22 protein-coding genes are annotated in these 24,243 nt (G+C 38.7%); 8 read left to right on the top strand and 14 right to left on the bottom strand.

The window, feature by feature from the left end; translation table 11 throughout:
• Positions 1-166: 166 nt before the first annotated feature.
• Entirely contained in the window at positions 167-1,117 is a 951-nt protein-coding gene (gene corA, locus LXM54_RS21740; protein WP_233317337.1) for a magnesium/cobalt transporter CorA, read from the bottom strand.
• A 146-nt stretch (positions 1,118-1,263) separates the two neighbouring features.
• Between corA and LXM54_RS21735 the strand changes: the two genes are divergently transcribed.
• Together LXM54_RS21735 and LXM54_RS21730 are read left to right on the top strand one after the other, a co-directional pair.
• Positions 1,264-1,890 (top strand): nitroreductase family protein, encoded by a 627-nt coding sequence (locus LXM54_RS21735; RefSeq protein ID WP_233317336.1) that lies wholly within the window; start codon positions 1,264-1,266, stop codon positions 1,888-1,890.
• Positions 1,891-2,049: 159 nt separating this feature from the next.
• Entirely contained in the window at positions 2,050-2,751 is a 702-nt protein-coding gene (locus LXM54_RS21730) for a response regulator transcription factor (protein WP_233317335.1), read from the top strand.
• Between the two features lie 38 nt (positions 2,752-2,789).
• On the opposite strand, the gene LXM54_RS21725 is transcribed toward LXM54_RS21730, so the two are convergent.
• The 3 genes from LXM54_RS21725 to LXM54_RS21715 all read right to left on the bottom strand — a co-directional run bounded on the left by LXM54_RS21725 (position 2,790) and on the right by LXM54_RS21715 (position 6,642).
• Positions 2,790-4,166: a hemolysin family protein gene (locus tag LXM54_RS21725; protein WP_233317334.1), complete on the bottom strand. Its 1,377-nt coding sequence runs from the start codon at positions 4,164-4,166 to the stop codon at positions 2,790-2,792.
• 441 nt (positions 4,167-4,607) lie between these two features.
• Positions 4,608-5,906 (bottom strand): hemolysin family protein, encoded by a 1,299-nt coding sequence (locus tag LXM54_RS21720; RefSeq protein ID WP_233317333.1) that lies wholly within the window; start codon positions 5,904-5,906, stop codon positions 4,608-4,610.
• 178 nt (positions 5,907-6,084) lie between these two features.
• Positions 6,085-6,642, bottom strand: a complete 558-nt coding sequence (locus LXM54_RS21715) for a GNAT family N-acetyltransferase (protein ID WP_233317394.1) — start codon at positions 6,640-6,642, stop codon at positions 6,085-6,087.
• A gap of 287 nt (positions 6,643-6,929) precedes the next feature.
• On the opposite strand from LXM54_RS21715, the gene LXM54_RS28330 reads away from it, so the two are divergent.
• A complete protein-coding gene (locus LXM54_RS28330; protein WP_442780527.1) occupies positions 6,930-8,171 on the top strand; it encodes a methyl-accepting chemotaxis protein in 1,242 nt (413 codons plus the stop codon).
• 159 nt (positions 8,172-8,330) lie between these two features.
• Positions 8,331-8,786 carry a helix-turn-helix transcriptional regulator gene (locus LXM54_RS21705; RefSeq protein WP_233317331.1) on the top strand — a complete coding sequence of 152 codons (456 nt, stop codon included), beginning with the start codon at positions 8,331-8,333 and terminating at the stop codon, positions 8,784-8,786.
• A 51-nt stretch (positions 8,787-8,837) separates the two neighbouring features.
• Here the strand turns inward: LXM54_RS21705 and LXM54_RS21700 are convergent, their stop codons facing one another.
• The gene (locus LXM54_RS21700) at positions 8,838-9,140 is read right to left on the bottom strand and encodes a hypothetical protein (protein WP_233317330.1); all 303 of its coding nucleotides are present in this window, start codon (positions 9,138-9,140) and stop codon (positions 8,838-8,840) included.
• Between the two features lie 235 nt (positions 9,141-9,375).
• Here LXM54_RS21700 and LXM54_RS21695 point away from each other — a divergent pair, with 235 nt between their 5' ends.
• The 3 genes from LXM54_RS21695 (at position 9,376) to LXM54_RS21685 (ending at position 14,844) form a co-directional block, all read left to right on the top strand.
• Positions 9,376-10,662 carry an MFS transporter gene (locus LXM54_RS21695; protein ID WP_233317329.1) on the top strand — a complete coding sequence of 429 codons (1,287 nt, stop codon included), beginning with the start codon at positions 9,376-9,378 and terminating at the stop codon, positions 10,660-10,662.
• Positions 10,663-11,080: 418 nt separating this feature from the next.
• A complete protein-coding gene (locus LXM54_RS21690; protein WP_233317328.1) occupies positions 11,081-12,847 on the top strand; it encodes an ABC transporter ATP-binding protein in 1,767 nt (588 codons plus the stop codon).
• Positions 12,844-14,844 carry an ABC transporter ATP-binding protein gene (locus LXM54_RS21685; protein WP_233317327.1) on the top strand — a complete coding sequence of 667 codons (2,001 nt, stop codon included), beginning with the start codon at positions 12,844-12,846 and terminating at the stop codon, positions 14,842-14,844. The genes LXM54_RS21690 and LXM54_RS21685 overlap by 4 nt, the downstream gene beginning before the upstream one ends.
• Before the next feature lie 61 nt (positions 14,845-14,905).
• Here LXM54_RS21685 and LXM54_RS21680 read toward each other — a convergent pair whose 3' ends face one another.
• Positions 14,906-15,109, bottom strand: coding sequence for an alpha/beta-type small acid-soluble spore protein (locus tag LXM54_RS21680; protein ID WP_233317326.1), 204 nt, complete (start codon positions 15,107-15,109; stop codon positions 14,906-14,908).
• A gap of 274 nt (positions 15,110-15,383) precedes the next feature.
• Between LXM54_RS21680 and LXM54_RS21675 the strand changes: the two genes are divergently transcribed.
• Positions 15,384-15,623, top strand: a complete 240-nt coding sequence (locus LXM54_RS21675; protein WP_233317325.1) for a hypothetical protein — start codon at positions 15,384-15,386, stop codon at positions 15,621-15,623.
• A 38-nt stretch (positions 15,624-15,661) separates the two neighbouring features.
• On the opposite strand, the gene LXM54_RS21670 is transcribed toward LXM54_RS21675, so the two are convergent.
• The 8 genes from LXM54_RS21670 to LXM54_RS21635 form a co-directional block, all read right to left on the bottom strand.
• A complete protein-coding gene (locus LXM54_RS21670) occupies positions 15,662-16,759 on the bottom strand; it encodes an ABC transporter ATP-binding protein (protein ID WP_233317324.1) in 1,098 nt (365 codons plus the stop codon).
• 162 nt (positions 16,760-16,921) lie between these two features.
• Entirely contained in the window at positions 16,922-17,548 is a 627-nt protein-coding gene (locus tag LXM54_RS21665) for a metal-dependent hydrolase (RefSeq protein ID WP_233317323.1), read from the bottom strand.
• A 122-nt stretch (positions 17,549-17,670) separates the two neighbouring features.
• Positions 17,671-18,570, bottom strand: coding sequence for a PucR family transcriptional regulator (locus tag LXM54_RS21660; protein ID WP_233317322.1), 900 nt, complete (start codon positions 18,568-18,570; stop codon positions 17,671-17,673).
• A gap of 175 nt (positions 18,571-18,745) precedes the next feature.
• The gene (locus LXM54_RS21655; RefSeq protein WP_233317321.1) at positions 18,746-18,916 is read right to left on the bottom strand and encodes a hypothetical protein; all 171 of its coding nucleotides are present in this window, start codon (positions 18,914-18,916) and stop codon (positions 18,746-18,748) included.
• A gap of 42 nt (positions 18,917-18,958) precedes the next feature.
• A complete protein-coding gene (locus LXM54_RS21650) occupies positions 18,959-20,143 on the bottom strand; it encodes a YheC/YheD family endospore coat-associated protein (protein WP_233317320.1) in 1,185 nt (394 codons plus the stop codon).
• On the bottom strand, positions 20,140-21,504 hold the full coding sequence (locus LXM54_RS21645) for a YheC/YheD family endospore coat-associated protein (protein WP_233317319.1): 1,365 nt from the start codon (positions 21,502-21,504) through the stop codon (positions 20,140-20,142). The genes LXM54_RS21650 and LXM54_RS21645 overlap by 4 nt, the downstream gene beginning before the upstream one ends.
• A complete protein-coding gene (locus tag LXM54_RS21640) occupies positions 21,482-22,576 on the bottom strand; it encodes a YheC/YheD family endospore coat-associated protein (protein ID WP_233317318.1) in 1,095 nt (364 codons plus the stop codon). Before LXM54_RS21640 ends, LXM54_RS21645 begins: the two co-directional genes overlap by 23 nt.
• On the bottom strand, positions 22,569-23,969 hold the full coding sequence (locus LXM54_RS21635; protein WP_233317317.1) for a YheC/YheD family endospore coat-associated protein: 1,401 nt from the start codon (positions 23,967-23,969) through the stop codon (positions 22,569-22,571). The genes LXM54_RS21640 and LXM54_RS21635 overlap by 8 nt, the downstream gene beginning before the upstream one ends.
• Between the last annotated feature and the right edge of the window lie 274 nt (positions 23,970-24,243).

The raw sequence follows: 24,243 nt of genomic DNA, 5'->3' as shown, positions 1-24,243 counted from the left end.
GATTCCATTCAGTTTCCTCCAATCAATATAGTGAATTTTAAGAATTATTAAAATTTAAAAAGGGCAAATATAAAGGGGATACTCTAAATAGAGGGGTTAGTATTATTTTATCATACAGATGTTTAGTTGGCATATTCTAAAGCTTAAAGAAGAAGCTAGGCTGGCTTTATTTAAACCAGCCTTTTCGTTTGAAGTATAAGAACATGCAGCAAGCTATCAGAACCATTGTTCCTAATAAACTAAAGTAACCATATTTCCAGTTTAACTCAGGCATATACCGGAAATTCATGCCGTAAAGGCCAGCAAGAAAGCTCAGTGGCATGAATATGGTTGTAATCACTGTCAGGATTTGCATAATGCGGTTGGACTGGTGGGCATTATAAGACAGGTAGCTGTCTCTAATATCAGCAGTCATTTCTCTGTTAGATTCAATTACTTCTGCCAGCTTCAATAAATGGTCGTAAATATCTGAGTAGTATTCCCGTTTATTAGAAACAGCTGTTAATCTTTTTGTGTTTAACAATGTATAGAGGAGATCTCTCATCGGCACAACTGTATGGCGCACAGATAATAATCGATGCCTTGTTTCATAAAGGTCGTCTAATAATACTTCCATTGATTTGTTTTCAGGGTTTTCGTCAATTTCATTCAGAAAATCTTCAATTTCATAAATAATGGGTATATAGTTGTCAACAAGTCGGTCTAATAATTCATAAAGTACAGTGAATTGACTCCACTTAGCTGGCTTTTTTTCACCTAAGAGCTTTTTGGCCACAAATTGGACTTCGATGGAAGGTTCCTTATGAAAGCTGACGATATAATTATCACCTATGAAAAGATTAAGTTCTTCTTTCGCATATGTTTTAGCTTCAAGACTGTGGGTAACCAAAAAAGTATACTCGTCAAAATAGTCTATTTTAGGACGCTGCAGATTATGGAGGCAATCTTCAATAGATAGGGGATGGAATTGAAGAGGCTCCCGTAAATATTCAATTTCACTATCCACAGGGCTATTGAAATCAATCCAATACCACTCATAATTGCCTTCCTGCAAGTCCTCCATAGTCAGGCCAGTTTCTAACGTATTCTGTTTTGTTAATGCGATAATGTCAATCATGTTTTCTCCTTAATACTGGGAGCAAGGATATACCTTATGTCCATAATAATAATAGTGTATATATTATCATATTCTTGACGAAAAAACTTTTCAAGGTTATTATTTCATTAGTTAGTTACAAAAAGTAAGTAAAATGGAGGGTACCAATGACTACAGAAATTAGCAGTGAACAGTTTATGGATATATTAAAAGCACGCAGAGCCGTGAAAGTTTACGACGAGAGCTATCAATTATCAAAGGAAGAAATTGAAGAGCTTCTTGAGTTAGCAGGTAGAGCGCCGTCTGCTTGGAATCTGCAGCATTGGCATTTTGTTGTTTTTCATGGAAATGAAGCACAAGAAAAACTTCTTCCGATTGCTTTCAACCAACAACAGATAACACAGTCATCTTGTGTTATCGCTGTGCTAGGTGATTTAGAAGCAGATAAAAACGCAGAAGAAGTATTCGGGAAAGATATGGAAAAAGGCAGAATAAAAGAAGAGCTTGCTGATGTTATTAAAGGCCAGATTAAAGGAGCATACTCTAACGACGTATATCCTAGAGATGCAGCTAACTCTAATGCTTCCTTGGCTGCTATGCAGTTAATGATTGCAGCAAAAGGCAAAGGACTGGATACATGTGCTATCGGCGGTTTCAACCGCGGGAAGTTTGTGGAAGAGTTCCAAATCTCTGAGCGCTATTTGCCGATAATGCTTATCACAGTCGGAAAGGCAGCTGCTCCTGGTAGAGAAACAGACCGCTTGCCATTAGAAAAAACAACTACTTGGATTTAAGGAAAAAACCGGACAGATGTCCGGTTTTTTGTCTATATGCCCATTCTTTTATGAGGCTATACATAACGATTTTTTGCATCAGAAGTAATGCTTAAATGCTTTTTTTGCTATAATAGTGATAATTAAATCGCATGTTAATGCCTGTGAGGATGAATGGATATGAAAATACTTGTTATAGAGGATAATGAAAGTGTATGCTCCATGCTGGAGATGTTTTTTCTAAAGGAAAACTATGAAGGCGTATTTATACATAATGGTAAAGAAGCGCTAGATTATTTTATGGAAAATCAGGAGTGGGATATCATCATTGTCGACTGGATGCTGCCTGGAATGGAGGGCGTGACAATCTGCAGGAAAATAAGAGAGGTCAGCTCTGTTCCAATTATCATGCTGACTGCAAAAGACAGTGAGTCAGATCAGGTGCTCGGACTGGAGATGGGTGCAGATGATTATGTGACGAAACCTTTCAGCCCATTGACACTGATGGCGAGAATTAAAGCTGTTACCCGCCGTTATCAGAAGGATGCTGTCAGCAAAGTGGATTCTAATTTCCTGACAAGCGAACATTTTAAAATCAGCAAAGAAACGAGAGAAGTAATCTATAATGGCAAGACACTTTCCAACTTGACTCCGAAGGAATTTGATCTGCTTTATTATTTGATAAGCAATCCGAAACAGGTGTTCACTCGAGAGCAGCTGCTTGACAGAGTATGGGGTTATCAGTTCTATGGAGATGAAAGAACAGTGGATGTTCATATTAAAAGGCTCCGCAATAAGATTGGCACAAAAGAACAGCCGTTTATTCATACAATCTGGGGAGTAGGATATAAGTTTGACGAAAGTGCCGGCAATGGAGAATAAAAGAAAAATAAAAGAGGAGGGATTTGTCCCTCCTCTTTTTATACGATTTCTGCTTCTGATGGGGAAACAGCTGGCTGAGCTATCTGCCTTTGGCTGGAGCTTCCAGGAAGCTCCTCAAGCTCGCGCATCTTCATTACTTCCACATATTTAATATGGTGGTCTTCCATTTCAATTATTTTAAAGCTGTAGGAATCGAATGTCAGGATATCTCCTTCTGTTGCATCATAATCAGAAGTCAAAATCCAGCCACCTAATGTATCAATATCCTCATCATCCATCTCAATGGACAGCAGGGAGTTGACTTGTGTTATCAACAGCTTTGCATCGAGGATAAAGTGGTTTTCCTTCACCTTTTGAATGCTTGGAATCTCATCCATATCAAATTCATCGCGAATATCACCGACAATCTCTTCAATGATGTCCTCAACTGTTACTAAACCTGAGGTTCCGCCGTATTCGTCCATTAATATCGCCATATGAATTCGTTCCTTCTGCATTTTAACGAGCAAATCATGGATTGGAACGGTTTCAATGACTCGGATAACTGGACGAATATAGGAATCTAGCTTTTTCGCGCTTAAATCTTTTGAACGAATCAATGCGGTCATAATTTCCTTGACGTTAATCATGCCGACAATATGATCCTTGTCACCATCTGTAATAGGGTATCTTGTAAACTGTTCACCTTGAATGACGTCCATTAGGTCATCAAGGTTGCTTTCTTGTTCCAATGAGATGATCTCTGTACGCGGAACCATAATTTCCTTTGCGATGCGATCATCAAAATCGAAAATCTTGTTTACATACTTAAACTCTGATTGGTTTATTTCGCCGCTTTTAAAACTTTCAGAGACAATAATGCGAAGTTCTTCCTCCGAATGGGCTAAATCATTTTCAGAAACAGGCTTTAATCCAAACATGCGAGTAATGATTCTTGCAGATCCGTTTAAGACCCAAATGAATGGGTACAGCACCTTATAAAAAGCAATCAATGGTCTTGCTGCCATTAAGGTAATTAATTCTGCTTTATGAATAGCGAATGTTTTTGGAGCCAATTCTCCCACTACTACATGAAGAAACGTAATAATGGCAAATGATATGGAAAAGGACAAGATTGTCACAGCTGCTTCCGGAATGTGAATAAAATGGAATAAAGGTAACAGAATGTCATGAATTGTTTCCTCACCAAGCCACCCGATGCCAAGTGCTGTAATGGTGATACCCAATTGACATGCCGATAAATATTCATCAAGGTTTGTGATGATTTTTTTTGCGGCAATGGCATTTTTGTTGCCTTCCTCCATTAACTGGTCAATTTTAGAACTGCGCACTCTGATAATAGCAAACTCTGAAGCTACAAAAAATGCAGTAAAAGCAATCAAAATGGCTATAATAACCAAGTTAAATATGTCCAATAAGTTTCCTTATCCCGCAATAGGCGAGTAAGGAGTCACCTCCTGATTAATACATGATATTAAATTTTCAAATGGCTAATTGACATGTCTATATTTCTGGATCCTTTTTTAAAATGAATGTGATCTAGTCTTAGTTTGTATGAAGCTGATTGTAGGTTCTAGGATATGATCAATCATTTTAGGAAAAGAATCAGAAGTTCTTTTTAGATTTACGATCCCATCGTACCACCTCAATCTTTCCGTTAGATATAATAATAATTATACTTTAAGCCAAACTGCGCAGTCAAACGATGCAATTTTTCAATTTTCAGTTTATTGAATGATGGCTAAAGCTCTTATTTATCATTTTATGTGAAAGAGAAAAAAATATGTTTAAGCATTGTTTGTCTTTTTGCTCAATATTTAGTGCGGTCTTTAAGCTTTGACCGCACTCTTATGTAGTTATTTTGCCTTTACCACTTCTATAGAAGAAATGTGATCGTTTTGTACTTCGGCTACTTTGAATATATAGCCTTCATATTCAATAGAATCTCCTAAACTTAACTCAGAGCTGACAGAAAACAGCCAGCCGCCAATCGTGTGCATTTCGTCATTTTCAATGGAAATGGAGAGAAGTTGGCTCACATCATTTATATGAAGTTTAGAATCGATTCGATAATGGTTTTCGCCGATTTTCTCGATGGAAGGCTTTTCGTCTACATCGAATTCGTCCATAATATCTCCGACTATTTCTTCTAAAATATCTTCGACAGTAACAAGCCCTGCTGTCCCGCCAAACTCATCATGAAGAATGGCAATGGAAGTCCGTTCCTTCTGCATTCTTATTAAGAGCAGTTGGATTGGTATTGTTTCCATCACATGAATAATCGGTTGAATATACGTTTTTAATGGAGAATTATCCATGCAGCTGTCTCTAATACAATCAGTCAATATTTGTTTTGCATGGATAAAGCCGACAATCATATCCTTATTCCCGTCTTTCATAATCGGAAATCTTGTGTAGCGATTAGAGCTGATTGCTGTAATGGCCTCATTTAATGGCATGTCCTCTGATAATGCTACCATTTCTGTTCGCGGCACCATCACTTCATGAGCAAGTCTGTTATCAAACTCAAAGATTCGTTGGACATAACGATATTCCGTCCTGTTTATTTCTCCATTTTGATAGCTTTCCTTCAAAATAAGCTGAAGCTCTTCTTCTGACAGTGCGTTGTCATTCGTATCAGTGCTTTTGACCCCATATAAGCGGGCTACTAGTCTAGCTGCATGATTCAATACCCATATAAAAGGGAAGGTGATTTTATAAAACAAAATGAGAGGTTTCGATAAAGACAAGGTGACTCTTTCCGCATAACGGATAGCGATAGATTTAGGAAAGAGCTCCCCAATGACAACATTAATATAAGTGACAACAGAAAACGCCAGCACAAAGGAAATAATATGTGCTGCAGAATCTGGCAGCTGTAATTTTGCTACAACCGGCGCCATAATTTTCAGCACAGTCGGTTCACCGAGCCAGCCTAAACCCAATGAGGTTATGGTGATTCCGAGCTGGCAAGCAGATAGGTAGCTATCCAAATGGGTCGTGATTGTTTTGGCAGAAGCTACGTTCTTATGTCCAGCTGCCTCCAAAGAATTCAACCGGCTTGGTCGCACTCTGACCATGGCAAATTCGATTGCAACAAAAAAGGCAGAAAAGGCTATTAGTACAAGTATGAGAAGAAGATTGGAAATAATCACTGCGCTCAACACCATTCGTTATTGTCTTTGCTGCTACTCCTAAACTAATTGTTAGTCTGCACTAAATGCAGAATTCTTAGTAAGAATTTAAATAGCATTATTTTTTAAATAGCGCATTTCCAATAATTTTAAACATTTTAGTGTTTTTAGAAGAATTCAAAAGGGGAAAAGGAGGGGATTAGGTACGGCGATTTAATGCTGTCCAATCTCGCTCTAGCATGCTGTACAAATATAAATCATGGTAATGATCATAAAGCCATTCTCCGTCCCTAAGGATACCTTCCTTTTTGAAGTGGAGCTTCTCAGGTATTGCTTGACTTTTGAAATTGTTAACTCCACAGCGTATTTCAATTCTGTTGAGGTTTAAATAATAAAAAGCGTGATTTAAAACAGCAACGACACATTTAGTCATGATTCCTTTTCCTTGGACAGCTTCTCCTAAATAATAGCCGATGCTTGCTTGGCGGCTCATCCAGTCCAGCTGCTGAAGAGATATCATACCGATAAGTTTGTCTCTGTAAAAAATTCCGGCCTGGAAGCCATTGTTATCTGCAAGCTGTTTATGCCAGTCAGGAATGATCGACTGGTATTGATAAGGAGAGATAATATGATCAATCCAAGGAAGCCATTCCTTTAAATAGGCACGATTCTGGTCAACAAGCTGAAAGAGCTCATTGCTATCCTGCATATGAAGCATGCGGATGTGGATTTCATGATCGACAGCTAAATGAAATATATAGAATCATTCCCTTCTATGAATGATAATTAATTCCCTTTAGCTTATGCCAAACTAACGTTTCTTGTTATCAGAAATGCTTTAAATTCCAACGAGAATAGGCGTTTTGACTAGAAAAGGAATATTGCAAAAAATATAAAAAATAGCTTAATATTCTCCTATATACGCCGATAGACATAGTAAATGAGTAGTTATTTTATCCTATGTTGTTAGCGCTTTTATAAAGCGAACTAGTTTGCTGTGAAGGGAGATAGATTGTTGTGAAAAAGAAAAGTTTATTAGCTAAAATGGTGGCACTTGTATTCCTAGCTGTCCTAGTTGGTGCAGCTGCAAGTGGAACGGCAGTATATTTGTTAAACAGCGGGTTTGAACAGTCTGTTCTCTTGATTGGAGCTGTTGCATTAATTCTTGCTGTCGTACTTTCTGCTGTATTCTACATAGTCTGGAGAAGGAAGTTTGTTGTATTAGCAAATGTAAGCGAATCCTTCATGAGGCTGTCTGAGGGCAATATGAATATCAATATGCAAGCTCATTCATCAAAGGATGAGGTAGGGATACTTTGCAATGCGATGGAGAATTTAAAAGATCAGCTTGAATATTTGCTGAATGAAAGCAGCAATATTAGTAATTTAATTTTAGAATCATCTGCTGAACTATCAGCTGTTGCTGAGCAAACATCTGCAAGCTCAGAGGAGATAGGCAGAGCGATGGGAGAAATCGCCCATGGTGCAGGAGAACAGGCTGCAGCATTAGAGGATGTAAATAAGGAAATGGGAAGACTGAATAATTCTATTAACAAAATGAATGAAAAGAATGACCAAATTGATAATGCCGCTCATAGCTCAGAAACGGCAACTAAAAAAGGGCAAGAAATGATAAACCAACTGAAAAAATCAAATGAATTGGCAAAGAAAGCGACAGATGAGGTAAGTGTCGGAATTTCAAGCCTTTATACAAAAATTCTTGATATTTCAAAAATCACGGTCACAATTGACCAGATATCCGAACAGACAAATCTGCTTGCATTAAATGCCAGCATTGAAGCGGCTCGTGCCGGAGAGCATGGCAAAGGATTCTCTGTTGTTGCCAGTGAAGTAAGAAAGCTGGCAGAAGGAACGAATCTGGCGACAAAGCAAATTCAGGAAATGATTCAAGCGATAGAAAAGGAAACTGAAAAAACGGTTCAAGCATTATTTGAAACAACCTCTCAATCAGAAGAGCTGAATAATGCCGTAAATGGGACAGAAAATGAATTCACAAACATATCGGCTGCTGTTAATGAAACAATCCATGCTGTTAAGGATCTGGGAAATGAGCTTGCATCCGTGGTAGATCAAAATAATCATATTTTAGAATCTGTTACTGCAATATCTGCTGTTTCTGAAAGTGCAGCAGCTGCAGTTGAAGAGGTATCCTCATCAACAGATGAACAAATTGCTGCAATCAGTAATGTGACAAAGGCAGCAGAAGCAATGATCAGTCGCGGCGAGCAGCTGAAGGATATCTTAAAAAATTACAAACAGCATTAAATATACTGGCCTGCTGCAAAATGTGCAGCAGGCCTATTCTAGGTTAGTCAAGCAAGGTTTATAAATGATTAGGCTAAAAATTGAAATTTGACTTATATAAGCTTATAATATAGATATCGGTGTAAAATTACACATAACTAATAAGGGAATGAATGCATTTTGACAAGAGAAGAGATTATTTTTAATGTATCGGAAAAAATGCGGTTAATACGAACGGAAGCAGGTTATACCCAGGATAAGATGGCAGAGGTTATTGGCTTGTCTAAAAAGACATTAGTTCAGATTGAAAAAGGACGACTATATGCAGGCTGGTCGACTGTTGTTGCTGTGTGTGCGCTTTTTAGGGAAACAGAAACAGTGCGTTTCCTTTTTGGGAATGAGCCATTGGAAGTGCTAGAGACAGTTGCGCGCGACGGCATGGATTATCGGAAAGAAAAGACGCTCGGAGGCAAAGTATGGTGGCGTGAAGTCGACCGGAAAAACGGCTTTATTTTTCAGCAAAACATCATTAGCCAGCATTACAGAATTATTGATGAAGATCATTTTCGCATCTTTTCAAGCTTTGATGAAAAGGAATCAATGGAAAGATTTCAAGAATTATCGACAGCACAATAATTTGCCAACAAAAAGCTTGAAATGATCAATCATTTCAAGCTTTTTGTTCTTTTAATATTCTTCTGTTAGATTGTTTCTGTTATATGACTTTACGAAGGGATTTTCACCATTGGAAAGCAGGCTCTTCCAAAAGGTGTTTGCTTGAGTTCCCTCCAGCTTAATTTGGATATCTTGTCTTGCGCCTGCCGTTAAGAAAAAAGAAACAAGCTTTGGAAGGCTGGTCGTCTCCACGACGTGTTTTTTGCAGAGCAGCTGACATTTCACATTAAATTTCTTTGTTGCCTCGTAGAAAGATAAAATATCTTTCACCGTCATATTTTCATGAAGTGTAACCTTTTTCAAAAATGTCTCCATTATCCTTGCTCCTTTTTTTAGAATTTTATATTTGAAGTATCGTCCATTATTTTTTTGTTATGTAACAACAAGTACCCGCATCTGCTCGAATTAAACGTTCAGATGGGAAAACACGACTTAAATACTAAACGAACTCCGACTTAAGGCTGAAATCAAAACCATCTACTGGCTATTATCGCAACTACCAGAAAAAGGTAGAATGGACCTTATCACATAAGAAGATGAGGGATGCAAAGTGAAGCAATTTTCAGAGGTATTCAGCAATAAGGATTTCAGGAAGTTATTTATGGCCAACATTACTTCGCAATTAGGCGGTTTAGTTGGGCTGACTGCGTTTATGTACTATATACTGGACCGGTTTACGAGCCAGCCTGCATATGCATCTGTAACAGAGCTGATGTATTCTGTGCCTACACTGGCTGTGTTTTTGTTTGTCGGTGTAGCTGCAGACAGGCTGGACAGACAAAAAATTGCTTATACATGCAATTGGGTAGCAGCTTTTTCTTCACTATGCCTGCTTGTGGCAGTTGCCATCGGATGGATGCCGCTCATCTTTTTTATTCTGTTCCTGAGAAGCGCTGTTCTTAAGTTCTTTTTTCCGGCAGAGCAAGGGCTTATGCAGGGGATTTTAAAGAAGGATGAATATACAATAGCAGCAGGGCTTAATCAATTCGTGAACAGTATTTTCATGCTCTTTGGCAATGCTTTAGGGATCTTTGTTTATTGGACATTAGGGATATATGGAGCAATACTGATAGATGCAGGAGCTCTGTTAATTGGCAGCCTGCTTATCAAGCTGACGCCTCTTAGTGAAAATATTAGAATGCCAAATGGAGAGCACCGCATTCAGGATTTAAACTTAAAGATTGTCTGGCAGGATTTTAAACGAGGTTTTACGTACATTCTAAATAACAAGCTGCTGCTTGCGCTTATTTACGGGTTTATTGCATTTGGAGTTGTTAATGGCGGTTTTAGTGTAATGCAGGTGTTCATTTTAAAATATAAGCTTTCTCCATTAAACTATGAGGAAATGTCGATATATTTAGGAATTGTCTTTGGCAGCGGCATCTTGATTGGAAGTCTGGCAGCATCATTGCTTGCTCAAAAGGTCAAGCTTCATAAGCTCATCATTACTGGTGTACTGTTTGTAGCTATATTTACTATCGCAGCATCTTTCGCCGCTACCACAGCAGTATTTATGGTGTTCTATTTCTTTATTGCTTTAGCATTGCCACTGATTAATATTGCAATCGGAGGGTGGATGCCTACCATTATTGCGCCTGAAATGATGGGCAGAGTACAGGGCTGGATAAACCCGCTTATGATGCTTGCACAGTCGATTACATTAGGTGTTATTACGATCGGCTTTCCTGGTGTAATTTCTATTGAAGCTATATTCTGGTTAGTGGGAGCCTGCTTTATTGTCGTTGGCATCTATTACAGTCTAGTGCTCCCAAAGCTTGCGAAAACCTCGGGAGAAACTGAAAAGAGGGAAGCGGTTGTGCCTGCCCATGAAGGGTAATTTGTCGAAATATTGGCAATTGACTTTAGTATAGGAGCATGTTAATCTTCTATTATATTATATTGGAAAATTAATGAAATGAAGGGAGGCGACTGACATGAGAAACAAAATCAATCTAAATCGTAATAAATTTTATATGTCAGTGGCCTTCGCTTCTGTTAAATAATTGATGCATTAACCATAATTGCCATTTTGTGGCTGTTACGGCCGTTTTATGAGCATCAAAAAGAGACAGAAACGCATGTAGCGGGTCTGTCTCTTTTTTCGTGGCGAGAAATAGAGGAAAACCTCTTTTCTATAGATACTTGAAAATTTAAGGAGGAAGATGTTAATGATTGTAATGAACAGAAGTCATGGAGCAAATAGAAAGGATATAGAAAGCGGCTAGTAAAGTTAGTTTAGAAGAGGAGAGAACAGCATGTTTTCCATATTATTAAAATTGAAGTGGTTTTTTAAAGAACATTGGAAAAGATATACGGTTGCTATTGTCCTGTTAATCATTGTTGGTGTAATTGATATTTTACCGCCGCAATTGCTCGGGATGTTTATTGATGAAATAAATGTCGGGACTCTGACAAAAGCAAAGACAGCCCAGTATTTGCTGGGTATTGCGGCAATTACAATCAGCTCTTATGTGATAACTTATTTTTGGATGTATAAGCTGTTTGGAGGGGCTATAGTGCTTGAGCGGAAGCTGCGGAGCAACTTCATGGGACATTTATTGAAGATGACTCCGACATTTTTTGAGAAGAACCGTACAGGCGATTTAATGGCAAGAGCGACAAATGACTTGAAGGCAATCAGCATTACAGCAGGATTTGGTATATTGACACTCATTGATTCAACAGCGTTTATGATTACAATTCTTATCACAATGTGTCTTTTAGTAAGCTGGAAGCTCACACTTGCTGCCATTTTGCCACTGCCGATTATGGCAATTATGATGCAAATATATGGAGATAGAATTCATAAACGATTTATGGAGGCTCAGGATGCTTTTGGTGATTTAAATGACCGCGTGCTGCAATCCATTGCTGGGGTCCGAGTTATTCGGGCATATGTATTAGAAAAGGATGACGAAAAAGAATTTCACCACATGACAGAGGATGTTTACAATAAAAACATTCGAGTTGCGAAAGTGGATTCACTGTTCGAACCGACAATCCGTATTCTTGTAGGGCTAAGCTATATTATCGGTTTAGGCTATGGATCTTATCTCGTCTTTCAGCAGCAAATAACGATTGGGCAGCTTGTGAGCTTTAATGTTTACCTCGGTATGATTGTGTGGCCGATGTTTGCAATCGGTGAGCTGATGAATGTTATGCAACGGGGAAATGCTTCATTAGACCGGGTGCAGGAAACATTAGATTATAAGCCTGATGTCTTAAACCATGGTGACAGTAAAGCAGTAGCTGTTCCTGATACGATCGTGTTTGATTCTGTCCAATTTCAATACCCATCTTCGGCTGTGAAAAATCTCGATGATATCGATTTGAAAATCACAAGGGGAGAAACAATTGGTGTTGTTGGGAAAACGGGAAGCGGAAAGACAACGCTTATTAAGCAGCTGCTCAGAGAGTATCCAAAAGGAAAAGGGGAGCTTTCTGTCAATGGAATAAGCATTGATGATATCAGCTTGGATAAACTTCGCGGCTGGATTGGATATGTGCCACAAGATCACGTCTTATTTTCAAAAACAGTGAGAGAAAATATTCTGTTTGGCAACAAGGAAAACGCATCGGAAAGTCAGCTAAAAGATGCGATTCAGTTGGCATCGTTTCAGCAGGATATTGAAATGCTTCCTGAAGGATTGGAAACGCTTGTAGGAGAGAAGGGTGTTGCATTATCAGGCGGTCAAAAGCAGCGAATATCCATTGCGCGGGCGTTAATTAGAAATCCTGGGATTCTTATTTTGGATGATTCGTTGTCAGCAGTCGATGCGAAAACAGAGCAGAATATTATCCAAAACATCAAAAAAGAACGTGCAGGAAAAACAACAATTATTACCACCCATCGCATGACAGCCGTTCAGCATGCTGATCAGATTATTGTCCTTGAGGATGGAAAAATCGTCGAGCGCGGCTCACACGAACAGCTTATGCAAAAAAATGGCTGGTACAAAGAACAGTTTGAAGTCCAGCAAACAAAAACCGCACAGTCTGCAGGACAGGAGGTGCAAGCATGAGTACTGGCAAAAGATTAGTGCAGTATGCCTTACAGTTTAAAAAAATAATTATCTTTGCCTTAATTATGCTGACAATTGCAGTTATAGCAGATTTAGCAGGACCTTTTATCGCAAAAAAAATAATTGATGATCATATTATGGGAATCGAAAACAGCTGGTATGAAACGTCTTCAGGTGAAGGGGCCGTGCAGTATAAAGGCAAATATTATACGAAAGAGAAACCACAGGCAGCCGATGATGCTGATGCAAGAGTATTGCAGGCCGGAAAGGATTTTTTGTTTATAGAGGAGGAAATTTCCTTTGACGGAGAGAGAAGCTATGCCGATGGAATCTTGACTATCTCATCAGGAAATGAAGTGGCCAAGTACGAGGCTGACCGTCTCAGAGTTGAACAGGTTTTTGCCTTTTACAAACCGGAAGTTCCATCGATTATTAAGCTGCTTGCCTTTTATTTCGGGCTTGTTATCGTTGCTTCTGTGTTTCAGTATGGACAGCATTTATTTCTGCAGAAATCTGCAAACAGAATTATTCAAAAAATGCGGGAAGATGTGTTTGCGCAAATCCAGCGCCTGCCAATTAGGTACTTTGATAATTTGCCTGCAGGCAAGGTTGTAGCAAGGGTTACAAATGATACAGAAGCAATAAGAGAGCTGTATGTGACCGTTCTTTCCAACTTTTTCTCAAGCGGAATTTATATTATTGGAATTTATGTTGCCTTATTTATTCTTAATCCTACGCTTGCGGCAATCTGCCTCATCCTATTGCCGATCCTTTATGTATGGATGATTGGATACAGACGCTTTGCGGCTAAATATAATCATGTGATAAGAGCAAGAATAAGCGACATTAACGGTATGGTAAATGAATCGATTCAGGGGATGAACATCATTCAGGCTTTTGGTAAAGAAAAGCACACAATGGGTGAGTTTGAGACGTTGAATGAAGAACATTTCCGTTACCAGAACAAGATGCTGAATTTAAACAGCTTGACTTCCCATAATCTTGTAGCAGTATTGAGAAACCTAATCTTCGTAGCATTTATCTGGTTTGTTGCAGGTCAGACATTAAGCGTGTCTTCTGCGATATCATTAGGTGTTCTTTATGCATTTGTTGATTACATTAACCGCTTGTTCCAGCCTGTGCAGGGAATTGTTAATCAACTGGCAAATCTTGAGCAAGCACTTGTTGCCGGGGACAGAGTATTTGAACTGCTTCGAGAAGATGGCATTGATGTGGCAGAGCCTAGCACGGAGAGGTACAAAGGCAATGTTAAGTTTGATCATGTTAACTTTGCATACAAGAAAGAAGAATATGTTTTAAAAGATATTTCCTTTGAGGCAAAGCACGGAGACACTGTTGCGCTTGTCGGTCATACCGGTTCAGGTAAAAGCTCTATCATGAACTTATTGTTTCGATTTTATGATATTCAATCAGGAACGATAACAATAGACGGCAAGGATATCTCCAAAATGCCGCGGCAAGATTTACGGAAGCATATGGGAATCGTACTGCAAGATCCATTTTTGTTTAAAGGAACGATTGCCTCCAATGTGACATTAAATAATCCTGCCATCACGAGAGAAATGGTTGAGAAAGCATTAAAGGATGTCGGTGCAGACAGGGTTCTGAAAAATCTTGAAAATGGATACGACGAGCCTGTTATTGAAAAGGGAAGCACATTGTCAAGCGGACAGCGTCAGCTTATCTCCTTTGCCCGGGCTCTTGCCTTTAATCCGGCGATACTCATATTGGATGAGGCAACCAGCAGTATTGATACAGAAACAGAACAAATTATTCAGCACGCGATGGAAGTGCTCAAAAAAGGCAGAACCACCTTTATCATTGCACATCGCCTTTCGACTATCCGTAATGCGGATCAAATTATTGTCCTAGATCATGGGGAAATAGTTGAAAAAGGGAATCACGAAGAATTAATGAACCTAAAAGGAAGATATTATCAAATGTACCAACTCCAGCAAGGTACGAAAGCAGGTTAATTAGGTAAGCCCCCATTTTAAAAAATGGGGGCTTTGGCCATTTTATATTAAGTTGTGCAAATTAGAATTGAGAACCGCCAAGTTGACGTTCAGCCATTTGAACTAAGCGTTTAGTGATTTCTCCACCAACTGATCCGTTAGCACGAGAAGTAGTTTCTGCACCTAAGTTAACACCGAACTCTGATGCGATTTCGTATTTCATTTGATCTAGAGCTTCAGATACTCCTGGTACTAAAAGGTTGTTAGATGAATTGTTGTTTGCCATTGTGTTTCCAGCTCCTTGTAAATTAGTTTTTTTTTGGTTGGACCAGCTGGATTTGCACCAGCAAGTAAGAGAATCTTACTACCGCTTGGTATGGCCCAATGCTTTGTCGCTGCTTGTAATCTTATTATGGTCTGTGACTGTGTTTCTATGCATTTGTTTTTAGATGAAATTTATTCCAATTTTTCTGCTTGTTTAAAATAATTCCTAAAGAATAGTTTCTTCTTGACCAACAAAAAATAAACGGAAATATGAAAGGTTTTAATGAGGTGAAGGAATGAATATTTGCCCTTTATGCAATGGCTTTGAACAACTGAACAAAGTCTGTGCTGATTGCGGACAGCAGGTAGAGGACAAGGGAAGAATTATGGATTATTATGATGACTATAGTGCGTATATGCCAATTGACCAAATGAAGCTGGAGAACGGCTATCCCGATTTGGAACAGCATTTATGTCCCCATCTTGTCCTATGCCCGTCATGTGAACGTGAGGATTTAGTTTTTATTCAGGAATAGAAAAAAGGAAGGGGAATTCCCCTTCCTAATCTTTGATATTAGCGGATACGGTTTTCTGAGTCTTTGTCAAAGAAGTGGCCTTTGTTCATATCAAAGCCTAGTTGAACAGTAACTCCTGCTGCCAAGTTAGCTCTTGAATCAAGGCGAGCAACGAACTCTTTCCCAGCAAGCGTTGAGTATACTAAGCTTTCCGCACCAGTCAATTCAAATACATCAACTCTTGCATCAAAGCTTGTATTTTCAGAGCTGCTCAAGAATAATAGCTCATCGTGAATATCTTCTGGTCTGATGCCGAAGATTACTTCTTTGCCGATATAGTTTTGCTCACGAAGGATTTTCAATTTGCCTTCAGGGATGACAAAGGATGCATCGCCGATGACTAATTTATTGTCCACGATTTTTCCAGTAAAGAAGTTCATTGCTGGAGATCCGATAAATCCGCCAACGAAAACATTTTCAGGTTTTTCATAAACTTCTTTCGGAGCACCAACCTGCTGGATAACGCCGTCCTTCATAACAACAAGTCTTGAAGCCATTGTCATCGCTTCTGTCTGGTCATGCGTAACATAAATAGTAGTAGTTTGCAGTCGTTGATGCAGCTTGGAAATTTCAGCACGCATCTGTACACGAAGTTTTGCATCAAGGTTGGAAAGAGGCTCATCCATCAAGAACACTTTTGCATCACGGACAATGGCACGGCCAAGGGCTACCCTTTGGCGCTGACCGCCTGATAATGCTTTTGGTTTTCTTTTCAGGTACTGCTCCAAGCCAAGAATTTTTGCAGCATTATTCACACGTTGTTCAATTTCTGCTTTTGGAAATTTTCTTAGCTTTAATCCGAATGCCATATTATCATAAACAGTCATATGTGGATACAAGGCATAGTTTTGGAATACCATGGCAATATCGCGGTCTTTTGGAGCAACATCGTTAACACGCTGTTCATCAATAAAGAAATCTCCTTTTGAGATATCCTCCAAGCCTGCAATCATACGCAATGTCGTAGATTTACCACAGCCTGAAGGCCCAACAAATACGATAAATTCCTTATCTTCAATATGTAAATTAAAGTCGCGAACCGCTTCTACTTTTTCATCATAAATTTTATAGATATTTTTTAAGACTAACTCTGCCATCTTTTTCATACCCCCTGCGATTTGATATATATAATGTAACATGTTTGGGAACGTTTTCAAATTGGCGGTTTGCATGAAAAAAACCAGTGTTGTTTTGAGCAAGTTGCACTAAAGCGCTTTCTTTTTATAAAAAAAGAGAGGAACTGTTTGTCCCTCTCCTTGTCAAAATTCCTTCGATGAGAAGGGAAGAAATAATTTAACTCCTCTTCTGTTAAATGGGAAAATCGACATATCTGCTACAAGATGGCTGATATAAGCTAATACACATGTCCAAAACACACCATCAATTTGCAGAGATTGTGCAAAATGAAACGATATGTAGGCAAAATAAACGGTTCCAATGATGGAATGTGTATAGCTTCTATGCGGTACGAATGAAGCAATCAATATAAAGACAGCCAAAAGGATAAGCCAGTATTCCTGAAGGGAAACCCCGCCAAACAAAACACCAGCGCCAGTGATTGTTAACATATGCCGCTGCTTAATTAAACTAGAAACGAGTATGATGGCAATCCCTGCACCAATGCTGAATAACAGCTCTGACGCGCTTCCGGCATAAATACTGTATAAAATCATCAATGCTCCAACTGCTTGGGCAATGGATCGAAACACCTTATGGGAAATCGTAATTTTGTTGCTTAGCTTACCGTCAATGTCCATATCAGGCATCAGTGCCGAAATACCGCCAATCCCGACTAAAAGCAATGTAGTGGAAGGGGAGGCATCAAAATAATTCGCCGCTGCGAATCCAACCCCTGCTCCAATACAAGAATGTGCTGTACCTTTCAACTATAATCCTCATTTCTTTCTAGCATATAAACTAGCATTCTAGTGCTCTATTATATGCCAAGAAAAAAGAGTTTACCAGTTAATAAATGGAAACATACGTTCTTGTGAAAGATTTGTTTATTCTAAGCCTTTTTTTGGCTGAAATATAGGCAGGCTAAATAGGCGGTAAAGAAGTTATGATAATTTTTTAAAGGCAATCCGGTTTTTTCAGTGAATTTGTCTAATCTGTATTGCAATGTATTGCGGTGGATAAATAGTTTTTTTGCTGTATTTGTATTATGTCCGTTGTTTTCAATGAATGTTTTAATTGTTAACAGCAATTCCTTATCTTCCCCTAAGATAGAGAACCAGTTTTTAAATGGCTCCAGCTCATGCTGATCAAGCCTGCTTATTAATAGATGAGGAAGGATTGTTTCAAAGGATAATACTCTTTCAGAAGAAATCACAGATAAGCCGGCTGTGAAAAAATCCCGTTCCTGAGTAAAGACGGTAGGACTTTCCATTATGAAGGGCAGGATTTTTCCAATATAAAAGGTTATCGTAAAATAAAAATCGGACTGCAGGGCTTCGGCAAAAGAGGAATATTCCTCATCCTCAAGAAAGTGCCCGTCTCGCTCTAAAATACTTCCTCTATTAGCACCATTCCAAATAATGATGCTGCTGCTGTGAATAAATCCTTTGAATACAGTTTCTACAGCTTCTTTATCAATAGGAGTGTTATTTATTTGAAATTGTATAACCCGGAAATTTTTACATACTTTTTCTGGCATGCTACCGCCGAAAAATAAGAATTGGCTCCATTTAAAGTCCTCTGTATTTTCCTTGTTGTTTTCCGGTAAATAATGCTGAAAAAGCGTTTTTAATAAATCAAGTTGAGAATCGTTCATCTCATTTTTTTGAAAGCCAAACCACCCATTTTCCCCTTCAATGTGAAACCAATGGTAGTCAATTAGCTGTGGTTGAGAAGGAGGTGCAGACTGCTCTACCGCACCTGGAAAATAGGTTAATAATTTTTGTTTCATCGTCATTCCTCCATTTAGAGATGAAAGCGTTTGAAAAAGTAAGCAAGTACGATTGCTTCTTTTTACCTAAAAACTGGCCTGAGTAAAGTGTAATCGTTACCATTATCTTATTATAGTTACAGAAAAACGGCAAACAAAAAAACACAGTCTAATAATGACTGTGTCGAATGAAAGCTCATTTATTAGGAGGAGCTTCTTCTCCAAGTTCCCTTGCTTCTTCAATATTTGTGCTAGTATCGTGACGAAAGACTTTTCCGCCAGACATCCCTTCGTTTATCATTCTGTCGATGTCTAAATAAGCTTCTTTTTTACCTTCATATTGCAGGTCATCGTTTTTATTTCCCATAAATATCCCTCCTGCCGTTAGAATGTGTCAGGAAGGTGTATTTCATTCTTGCTGTTTAAAGCCAGCAAGCTCATAAAAAAGCTGGGCTAGCTGTCTGCAGCGGTTCGTTTCAATTTCTGGCTCATCAAATAACATCGGTTTAGAGTTTACTTCAAAAATATAATAATTGCCTTGTTTATCCACACAAGCGTCAATGGAAAATTCTCCGAAAAATCCATGCTGGCTTGATAATAATGCTCCGCAATGTTCAATAGCAAGCTTAATAAAGTGATCATGTTTTTTTGTTCGCACAGCTTCATATGGAATGATTTTTCCACCTGCAGGCACATGTGTTGTGACATCTTGAAGGGAGGACTGTCTTATACCAACTCCCGTTAAGCGGTAATTACCGTCGAGATAAGTAGCCAGTATTCGAAAATCAAAGCGTTGTCCATCGAAAACATCCACATCTATTTCTTCCTGAACAATATATTCCTTAGAAGTCCATTGTGGTAAATAATCCTCGATAATTTCCTGTAATGTATGAAAGCTTCTTGTCCCTTGAATGTCTCCGAGGAGGAAGGAATTATCAGGATTTCTAGTTAGCCTGTATAAATCCTTGCCTTTAGAGCCTGAAGCAGATTTAACATAAATGGAACCATGTCTTTGGAGGAAATCAATCAGTTCTTGTTCAGATTGAAGCAGTGCGGTTTCAGGGAGAAACTTTGCTAATATTTCCTGTTGCTTTAATGCTTGATATAATGCAAATTTATGAATGAAATGCGGATTGAAAAATGGTATGTCAAAGCTTTTGATGATAGAAATAGCTGCTGCGAAATGATCGCCATCCTCTGTTTTGCGGAAAGGCACACGATTATATATAACATGGGGAAGAGGGGTTGTTATAGGAAGCCATTTATCTTTAGCTGTGATATACGTAAAACCGTCAATTTTAGTATTTGTCAGTCTTTCAGGAGGAAAGACGACAATCATTCCCCCAAAAGAATCTAGTTCTCTTTGCAGCTTTTCAAATAAAGACCGGTTGCCGATTAGCTTGTTTTTGGAATTGTAGGAAGTCAGTATGCCGACAATTGGGCCTGCATTGTTTGCCTTGTAGATCATTTTAAATGGCTGGAACTCTTTAAGGAAAGGGAATAAAGGCAGCAACGGAAGCTGATTGCTTCCGAAGGTTAATCCAGGCTGATTAGAATGCCAACTCTTTGCATTGCCATCATAGTAAATATTCATTTAAATATATCCTCAGGCTTTTTAATGCTCTGCTCATACAAGTAGATGGCATATTCTAGCGACATTCTTCTTGTCAGTAAGTCGTCTTTTTTAAGTGAACTGTGTTTAAAGATGCTTCTTCCAGGCTTAGAATTTGCTTCAAAAAGCCAAACTCTTCCTTTACGGTCTACTCCGATATCAAAGCCAATCTCTCCGATTGTTCCCTCCGTGTACTTCTCAAGTGTCTTAGATATTCTTAATGCAGAATTGATAAGCTTCTCTTTAAGCTGTTCCTTATCCTTGTCAACATCTAAGAGCTCGTCAATCGATTTAACAATACCGCCGCTATTCATATGTGTAGTTGCACTGCCTGCACCGGCAATTTTGGCGGCAATTGCGGTGACTTCCCATTTACCTTGTTTATTCTTATTAGTATGAACTCGGAAATCAATCGGTTTTTTCTCTGAGCGCATAAGATGAATGCCTTGTTGGACGAGAAGATTATTAATATTTGTTTTTGCTGTAATATGCTGTATCAGCTTTTCTAATGTATCGAATTTAAGCAGTCGTTTTTCTCCGCTCGGTTCTTTAAAACGTGTATAGTAGTTTTCGTCTTTCTTATTATAGATGACTTGATAGATTCCTTTTCCCAGGCTGCCATTCTTCGGTTTAATGTAAATATGCCCATAGTTGCTCAGCATTCGTTCTACGACAGAAAAAGAAGTGAAGGGAAGCGTTTCAGGCAAAAAATCGGCAATGCTGTTTTCTTGAAGCAGACGTTCATATATATCAAGCTTGTTAAAGAAGCCTGGATTATACCACGGAATCATATATTCCTGTTGAAGACGGTACTTTACCTTCTTTATTTTTGGCAAACTCTCTGTACGGCGATTAGGGATACGATCATAAATAACATCTGGAAACGGAACTTCAAACCGTTTCCAGCCATCATGATAAAACAGTCCGTTAATTGTGCCTTTATCCCAATCAATATGCTGGGCTCCAAATAAAAAGGCGGTGACACCTGCTGTGTTTTGGACAGCTAACAGCTTTGAAAAGATAATAGTGCGTTCACCGATTGGTTTGACCTCGACTGAGCTGAAGCCAGAGGTGAATATTCCAACAAGCGGACCGATATACAAGACATCTTTATCGTAAAAAACATGTAAGATAGGAAGAGTTGGTGGTATCTTTAAGGCTTGTATTAAATCTTCACTTATTCTAATTACATTGCCTCCGAATTTTTGGACAGCAATGAAAGCTTCTACCTTCATTGTTCCGAAGGCAGCCCGCTTAAGATTACTTGGTATTGATGCATCTGCAGGAAGGTAGATTGTATTAGTGCAATCATTTATCACTTCAATAGAGTAAAGTTTTTTCATTGCTGTTCCTCCTCTGTCCATCTCGCAGCATGGCTGCATAGGCTAGCGGTGCTTTATACAGCCTTTCACTCAAGTCTGGGTATGCCAGGAGAATGACTTTTCTGCCAGGCTTGCTGTTGACGTCGAGTATCCATAACGAGCCATTTTCGGTAATACCTATATCAACTCCTAACTCGAAGAGGGCAGGAAAGGATTGTTCTAATATAGGTGGGAGGCTAGAAAGAATGTCGTTTATTTCATTCTCAATAAAACTCTTCATTTTATAGGGAGCTGTATCAAGCCATTGTTTAAAAGGAATTACTTCTGCTCCTGCACTAAGATTGGAGATGATTCTGTCTTTGGCGCCAAGTCTTATCCCCTTTTCAATGATTTCCCATTTGTTTTGCCCATTTTTTTGCAGCAGTGCTCTAATATCAAACGGCTGTTTATCCTGATTGCATAAAGGTAAATAGCTTTGGCTAAAATAATCATTTTTCTGAAGCAGAGTAGTCAGCCAGCGTGAGAATTTTTCTTTATCTTTAAAGATATGTTCCACATGTCGCTCTTTTTTATCTGTTCTGACAAAAATGCGCTTATGTTGTTCTTTAATAAAATAAATGCCGTTTCCCTGTGAGCCGTTAATTGGTTTTAAGATAATCGGATTAACAAATCGCAAATCTTCTAATAATTCATCAGCTGAAATTACTTGTTTTGACTTAGGAATATAAGGGGCCAGCTTAGAAGCTTTCAATACATCATACAGCTTCAGTTTGTTTGGGAGCCCATTGCCAATAAAGACAATATCCTTTTTCTGTTTCAGCCACTCAACGATGTTTTTGCATTGTCTAGAATGAGAATTTTCTTGGTAATAGCAGCGGTCATATAAAAAGGAAGGGACGGGAAAGTCTTGTGTGAGCCAGCAGTTCTGCTCACTATCGAAAATCTTGCCAGATACCTTTTCTGTGAGAGGATTGTAGCTTGAAGGTACGAAATGATAAACATCAAAGGCCAGCGATTTTCCCAGTTTAGCAATTTCCGTGATATAGCTTTTTTCATTTTCTAATGAGAGTGACATGATTCCAAAACTAGACATCTTGTTGTTCTCCTTTTTTTATATGTGGAAAAGAAAGGCTCAAACAATATTCCAGTAATGCCTTTGTAGAAGGCCTTCCTTTATTTGTTGCCGAATCAAGATTTTTAGACGGTTTAGAATTGACCTCGATAATCCAAAGCCCGCCATGTATGTCAATGCCCATATCAATTCCGAGCTCGCCTAAGTCTCCGGTCATTTGCGACGACAGGGCCTCAGCTGTCTGAAGAGATATCTCTTTAAACTGTTGCTCCACCTGCTTAGCAGAAGCTTCACCAACTAATGCTTGAAGCACAGATTTTGATGAGATCATTTCTGCACCTTGATACAAATTAGCGACAAATGCTTCTGGCTGGGCACATCTGGCGACAATAGAGGTTATCTTCCATTGGTGCCGTATATCCTTATGGCAGAGAATTCTAAAATCAAGGGAACGATTATGATATTGTTGAAAGTTAATGCCTTCCTGACAAATATAAGCGCGTTTTTTAGTCAATTGCGAAAGCCATCTCCATAATTTATTAAATGAAGAAAAGAAGCGGATTTTTCCTTTTTCTTTACCAGAAGAAACGCTCGTTTTCCATGCATGTTCCTCGCGGCGTATCTGGATAATTTGCCGGCCTTGACTGCCATGAATCGGCTTTACATATAAAGTGCTGAATAGATTTAACATTGCTTCCAGTACCTCTTTAGAGAGCAGGTTCGTTTCTGGAATATATTTTTTTAATGCAGGAAGTTTGTTTAAGATTAAGGAGGTATCATATTTAGAAAAGAATTGTGCATTAAAGATAGGAATATTTCGTTTTTGCAAATCCTTTTTTAGGTCGTTAAATTGCGTTGATGCTTCTGCCTTGCGTATATGAATGCGATTATAAACAACATTGGGATATGGCAGGGCCGTCTTTTTCCAGCTGTCCTGCTGGTAAGAATAGCCTTCGACATATCCTTCTTTCCAATCATAAAGGCTGCATACATAAAGAATTCCGCCAAGGCGTGACAGCTCTTGCTGAAATTCCTCGCAAAACTGATGAATGGAACGGAAAGAAGGTCCATCTTCCGCAGAATCATGTGCAGGAGCATCTGTCAAAATGGCTATTACCGGCCCAAGTGTTAATGTCTGGCTCTGTTTATTGAAATGACTGAGCAGTGTTAAATCTTGATTTGGCACTGCTAATGACTGAAGCAAGCTGTCACAGAAAAATATCGCTTGCTTATCCTCATGTACAGGTTCAACTAGGACAGGAACTGCCGTGCTACCTAAGTTGAGCAGAACAGGATTATTGCGATCTATTTCCCAATGATGAACTAAGGAGTGGCTCAAACGTAGTACCGTCTCCTTGTTTGCTGGGAAGGAGGAATTTTCTTTCATATACAGGGGAAGCAAATTTAGTTTCATCGCAATTCCTCATTTGTAAGGTGAATTTTTTAGTTTAATTTTTCTTATAGGCTAAAGCTGATATGGTATCGTATGTTAAATGGAATGATTTGTGCATGTATCTAAAGGGATGAAGGGTACTGCAGACTTTTTGTGGGCATTGGTGAATTGCATGTGAATTTATATAATTGTCCGGTCTTAACAGCGAACACTTGTCCAGTCTTAAATGAAATAAAGGGTCTTATTGGCAATATGAAGCATAGTTTGATATAGTGGAGACAATTGTTAAAAAGGA

The sequence above is a fragment of the Bacillus sp. Au-Bac7 genome (genome assembly GCF_021341655.1).
Lineage (GTDB): Bacteria > Bacillota > Bacilli > Bacillales > Cytobacillaceae > Niallia.
This window is presented reverse-complemented; position numbering and strand designations above follow the sequence as displayed.

Excerpts from the sequence above, each read along its gene's own strand:
- LXM54_RS21645 (WP_233317319.1), bottom strand. The coding sequence starts at position 21,504 with ATGAAAAAACTTTACTCTATTGAAGTGATAAATGATTGCACTAATACA.
- corA (WP_233317337.1), bottom strand. The coding sequence starts at position 1,117 with ATGATTGACATTATCGCATTAACAAAACAGAATACGTTAGAAACTGGC.
- LXM54_RS21650 (WP_233317320.1), bottom strand. The coding sequence starts at position 20,143 with ATGAATATTTACTATGATGGCAATGCAAAGAGTTGGCATTCTAATCAG.
- LXM54_RS21660 (WP_233317322.1), bottom strand. The coding sequence starts at position 18,570 with ATGAAACAAAAATTATTAACCTATTTTCCAGGTGCGGTAGAGCAGTCT.
- LXM54_RS21685 (WP_233317327.1), top strand. The coding sequence starts at position 12,844 with ATGAGTACTGGCAAAAGATTAGTGCAGTATGCCTTACAGTTTAAAAAA.
- LXM54_RS21635 (WP_233317317.1), bottom strand. The coding sequence starts at position 23,969 with ATGAAACTAAATTTGCTTCCCCTGTATATGAAAGAAAATTCCTCCTTC.
- LXM54_RS21640 (WP_233317318.1), bottom strand. The coding sequence starts at position 22,576 with ATGTCTAGTTTTGGAATCATGTCACTCTCATTAGAAAATGAAAAAAGC.
- LXM54_RS21675 (WP_233317325.1), top strand. The coding sequence starts at position 15,384 with ATGAATATTTGCCCTTTATGCAATGGCTTTGAACAACTGAACAAAGTC.
- LXM54_RS21670 (WP_233317324.1), bottom strand. The coding sequence starts at position 16,759 with ATGGCAGAGTTAGTCTTAAAAAATATCTATAAAATTTATGATGAAAAA.
- LXM54_RS21690 (WP_233317328.1), top strand. The coding sequence starts at position 11,081 with ATGTTTTCCATATTATTAAAATTGAAGTGGTTTTTTAAAGAACATTGG.
- LXM54_RS21655 (WP_233317321.1), bottom strand. The coding sequence starts at position 18,916 with ATGGGAAATAAAAACGATGACCTGCAATATGAAGGTAAAAAAGAAGCT.
- LXM54_RS21700 (WP_233317330.1), bottom strand. The coding sequence starts at position 9,140 with ATGGAGACATTTTTGAAAAAGGTTACACTTCATGAAAATATGACGGTG.
- LXM54_RS21735 (WP_233317336.1), top strand. The coding sequence starts at position 1,264 with ATGACTACAGAAATTAGCAGTGAACAGTTTATGGATATATTAAAAGCA.
- LXM54_RS28330 (WP_442780527.1), top strand. The coding sequence starts at position 6,930 with ATGGTGGCACTTGTATTCCTAGCTGTCCTAGTTGGTGCAGCTGCAAGT.
- LXM54_RS21730 (WP_233317335.1), top strand. The coding sequence starts at position 2,050 with ATGAAAATACTTGTTATAGAGGATAATGAAAGTGTATGCTCCATGCTG.
- LXM54_RS21680 (WP_233317326.1), bottom strand. The coding sequence starts at position 15,109 with ATGGCAAACAACAATTCATCTAACAACCTTTTAGTACCAGGAGTATCT.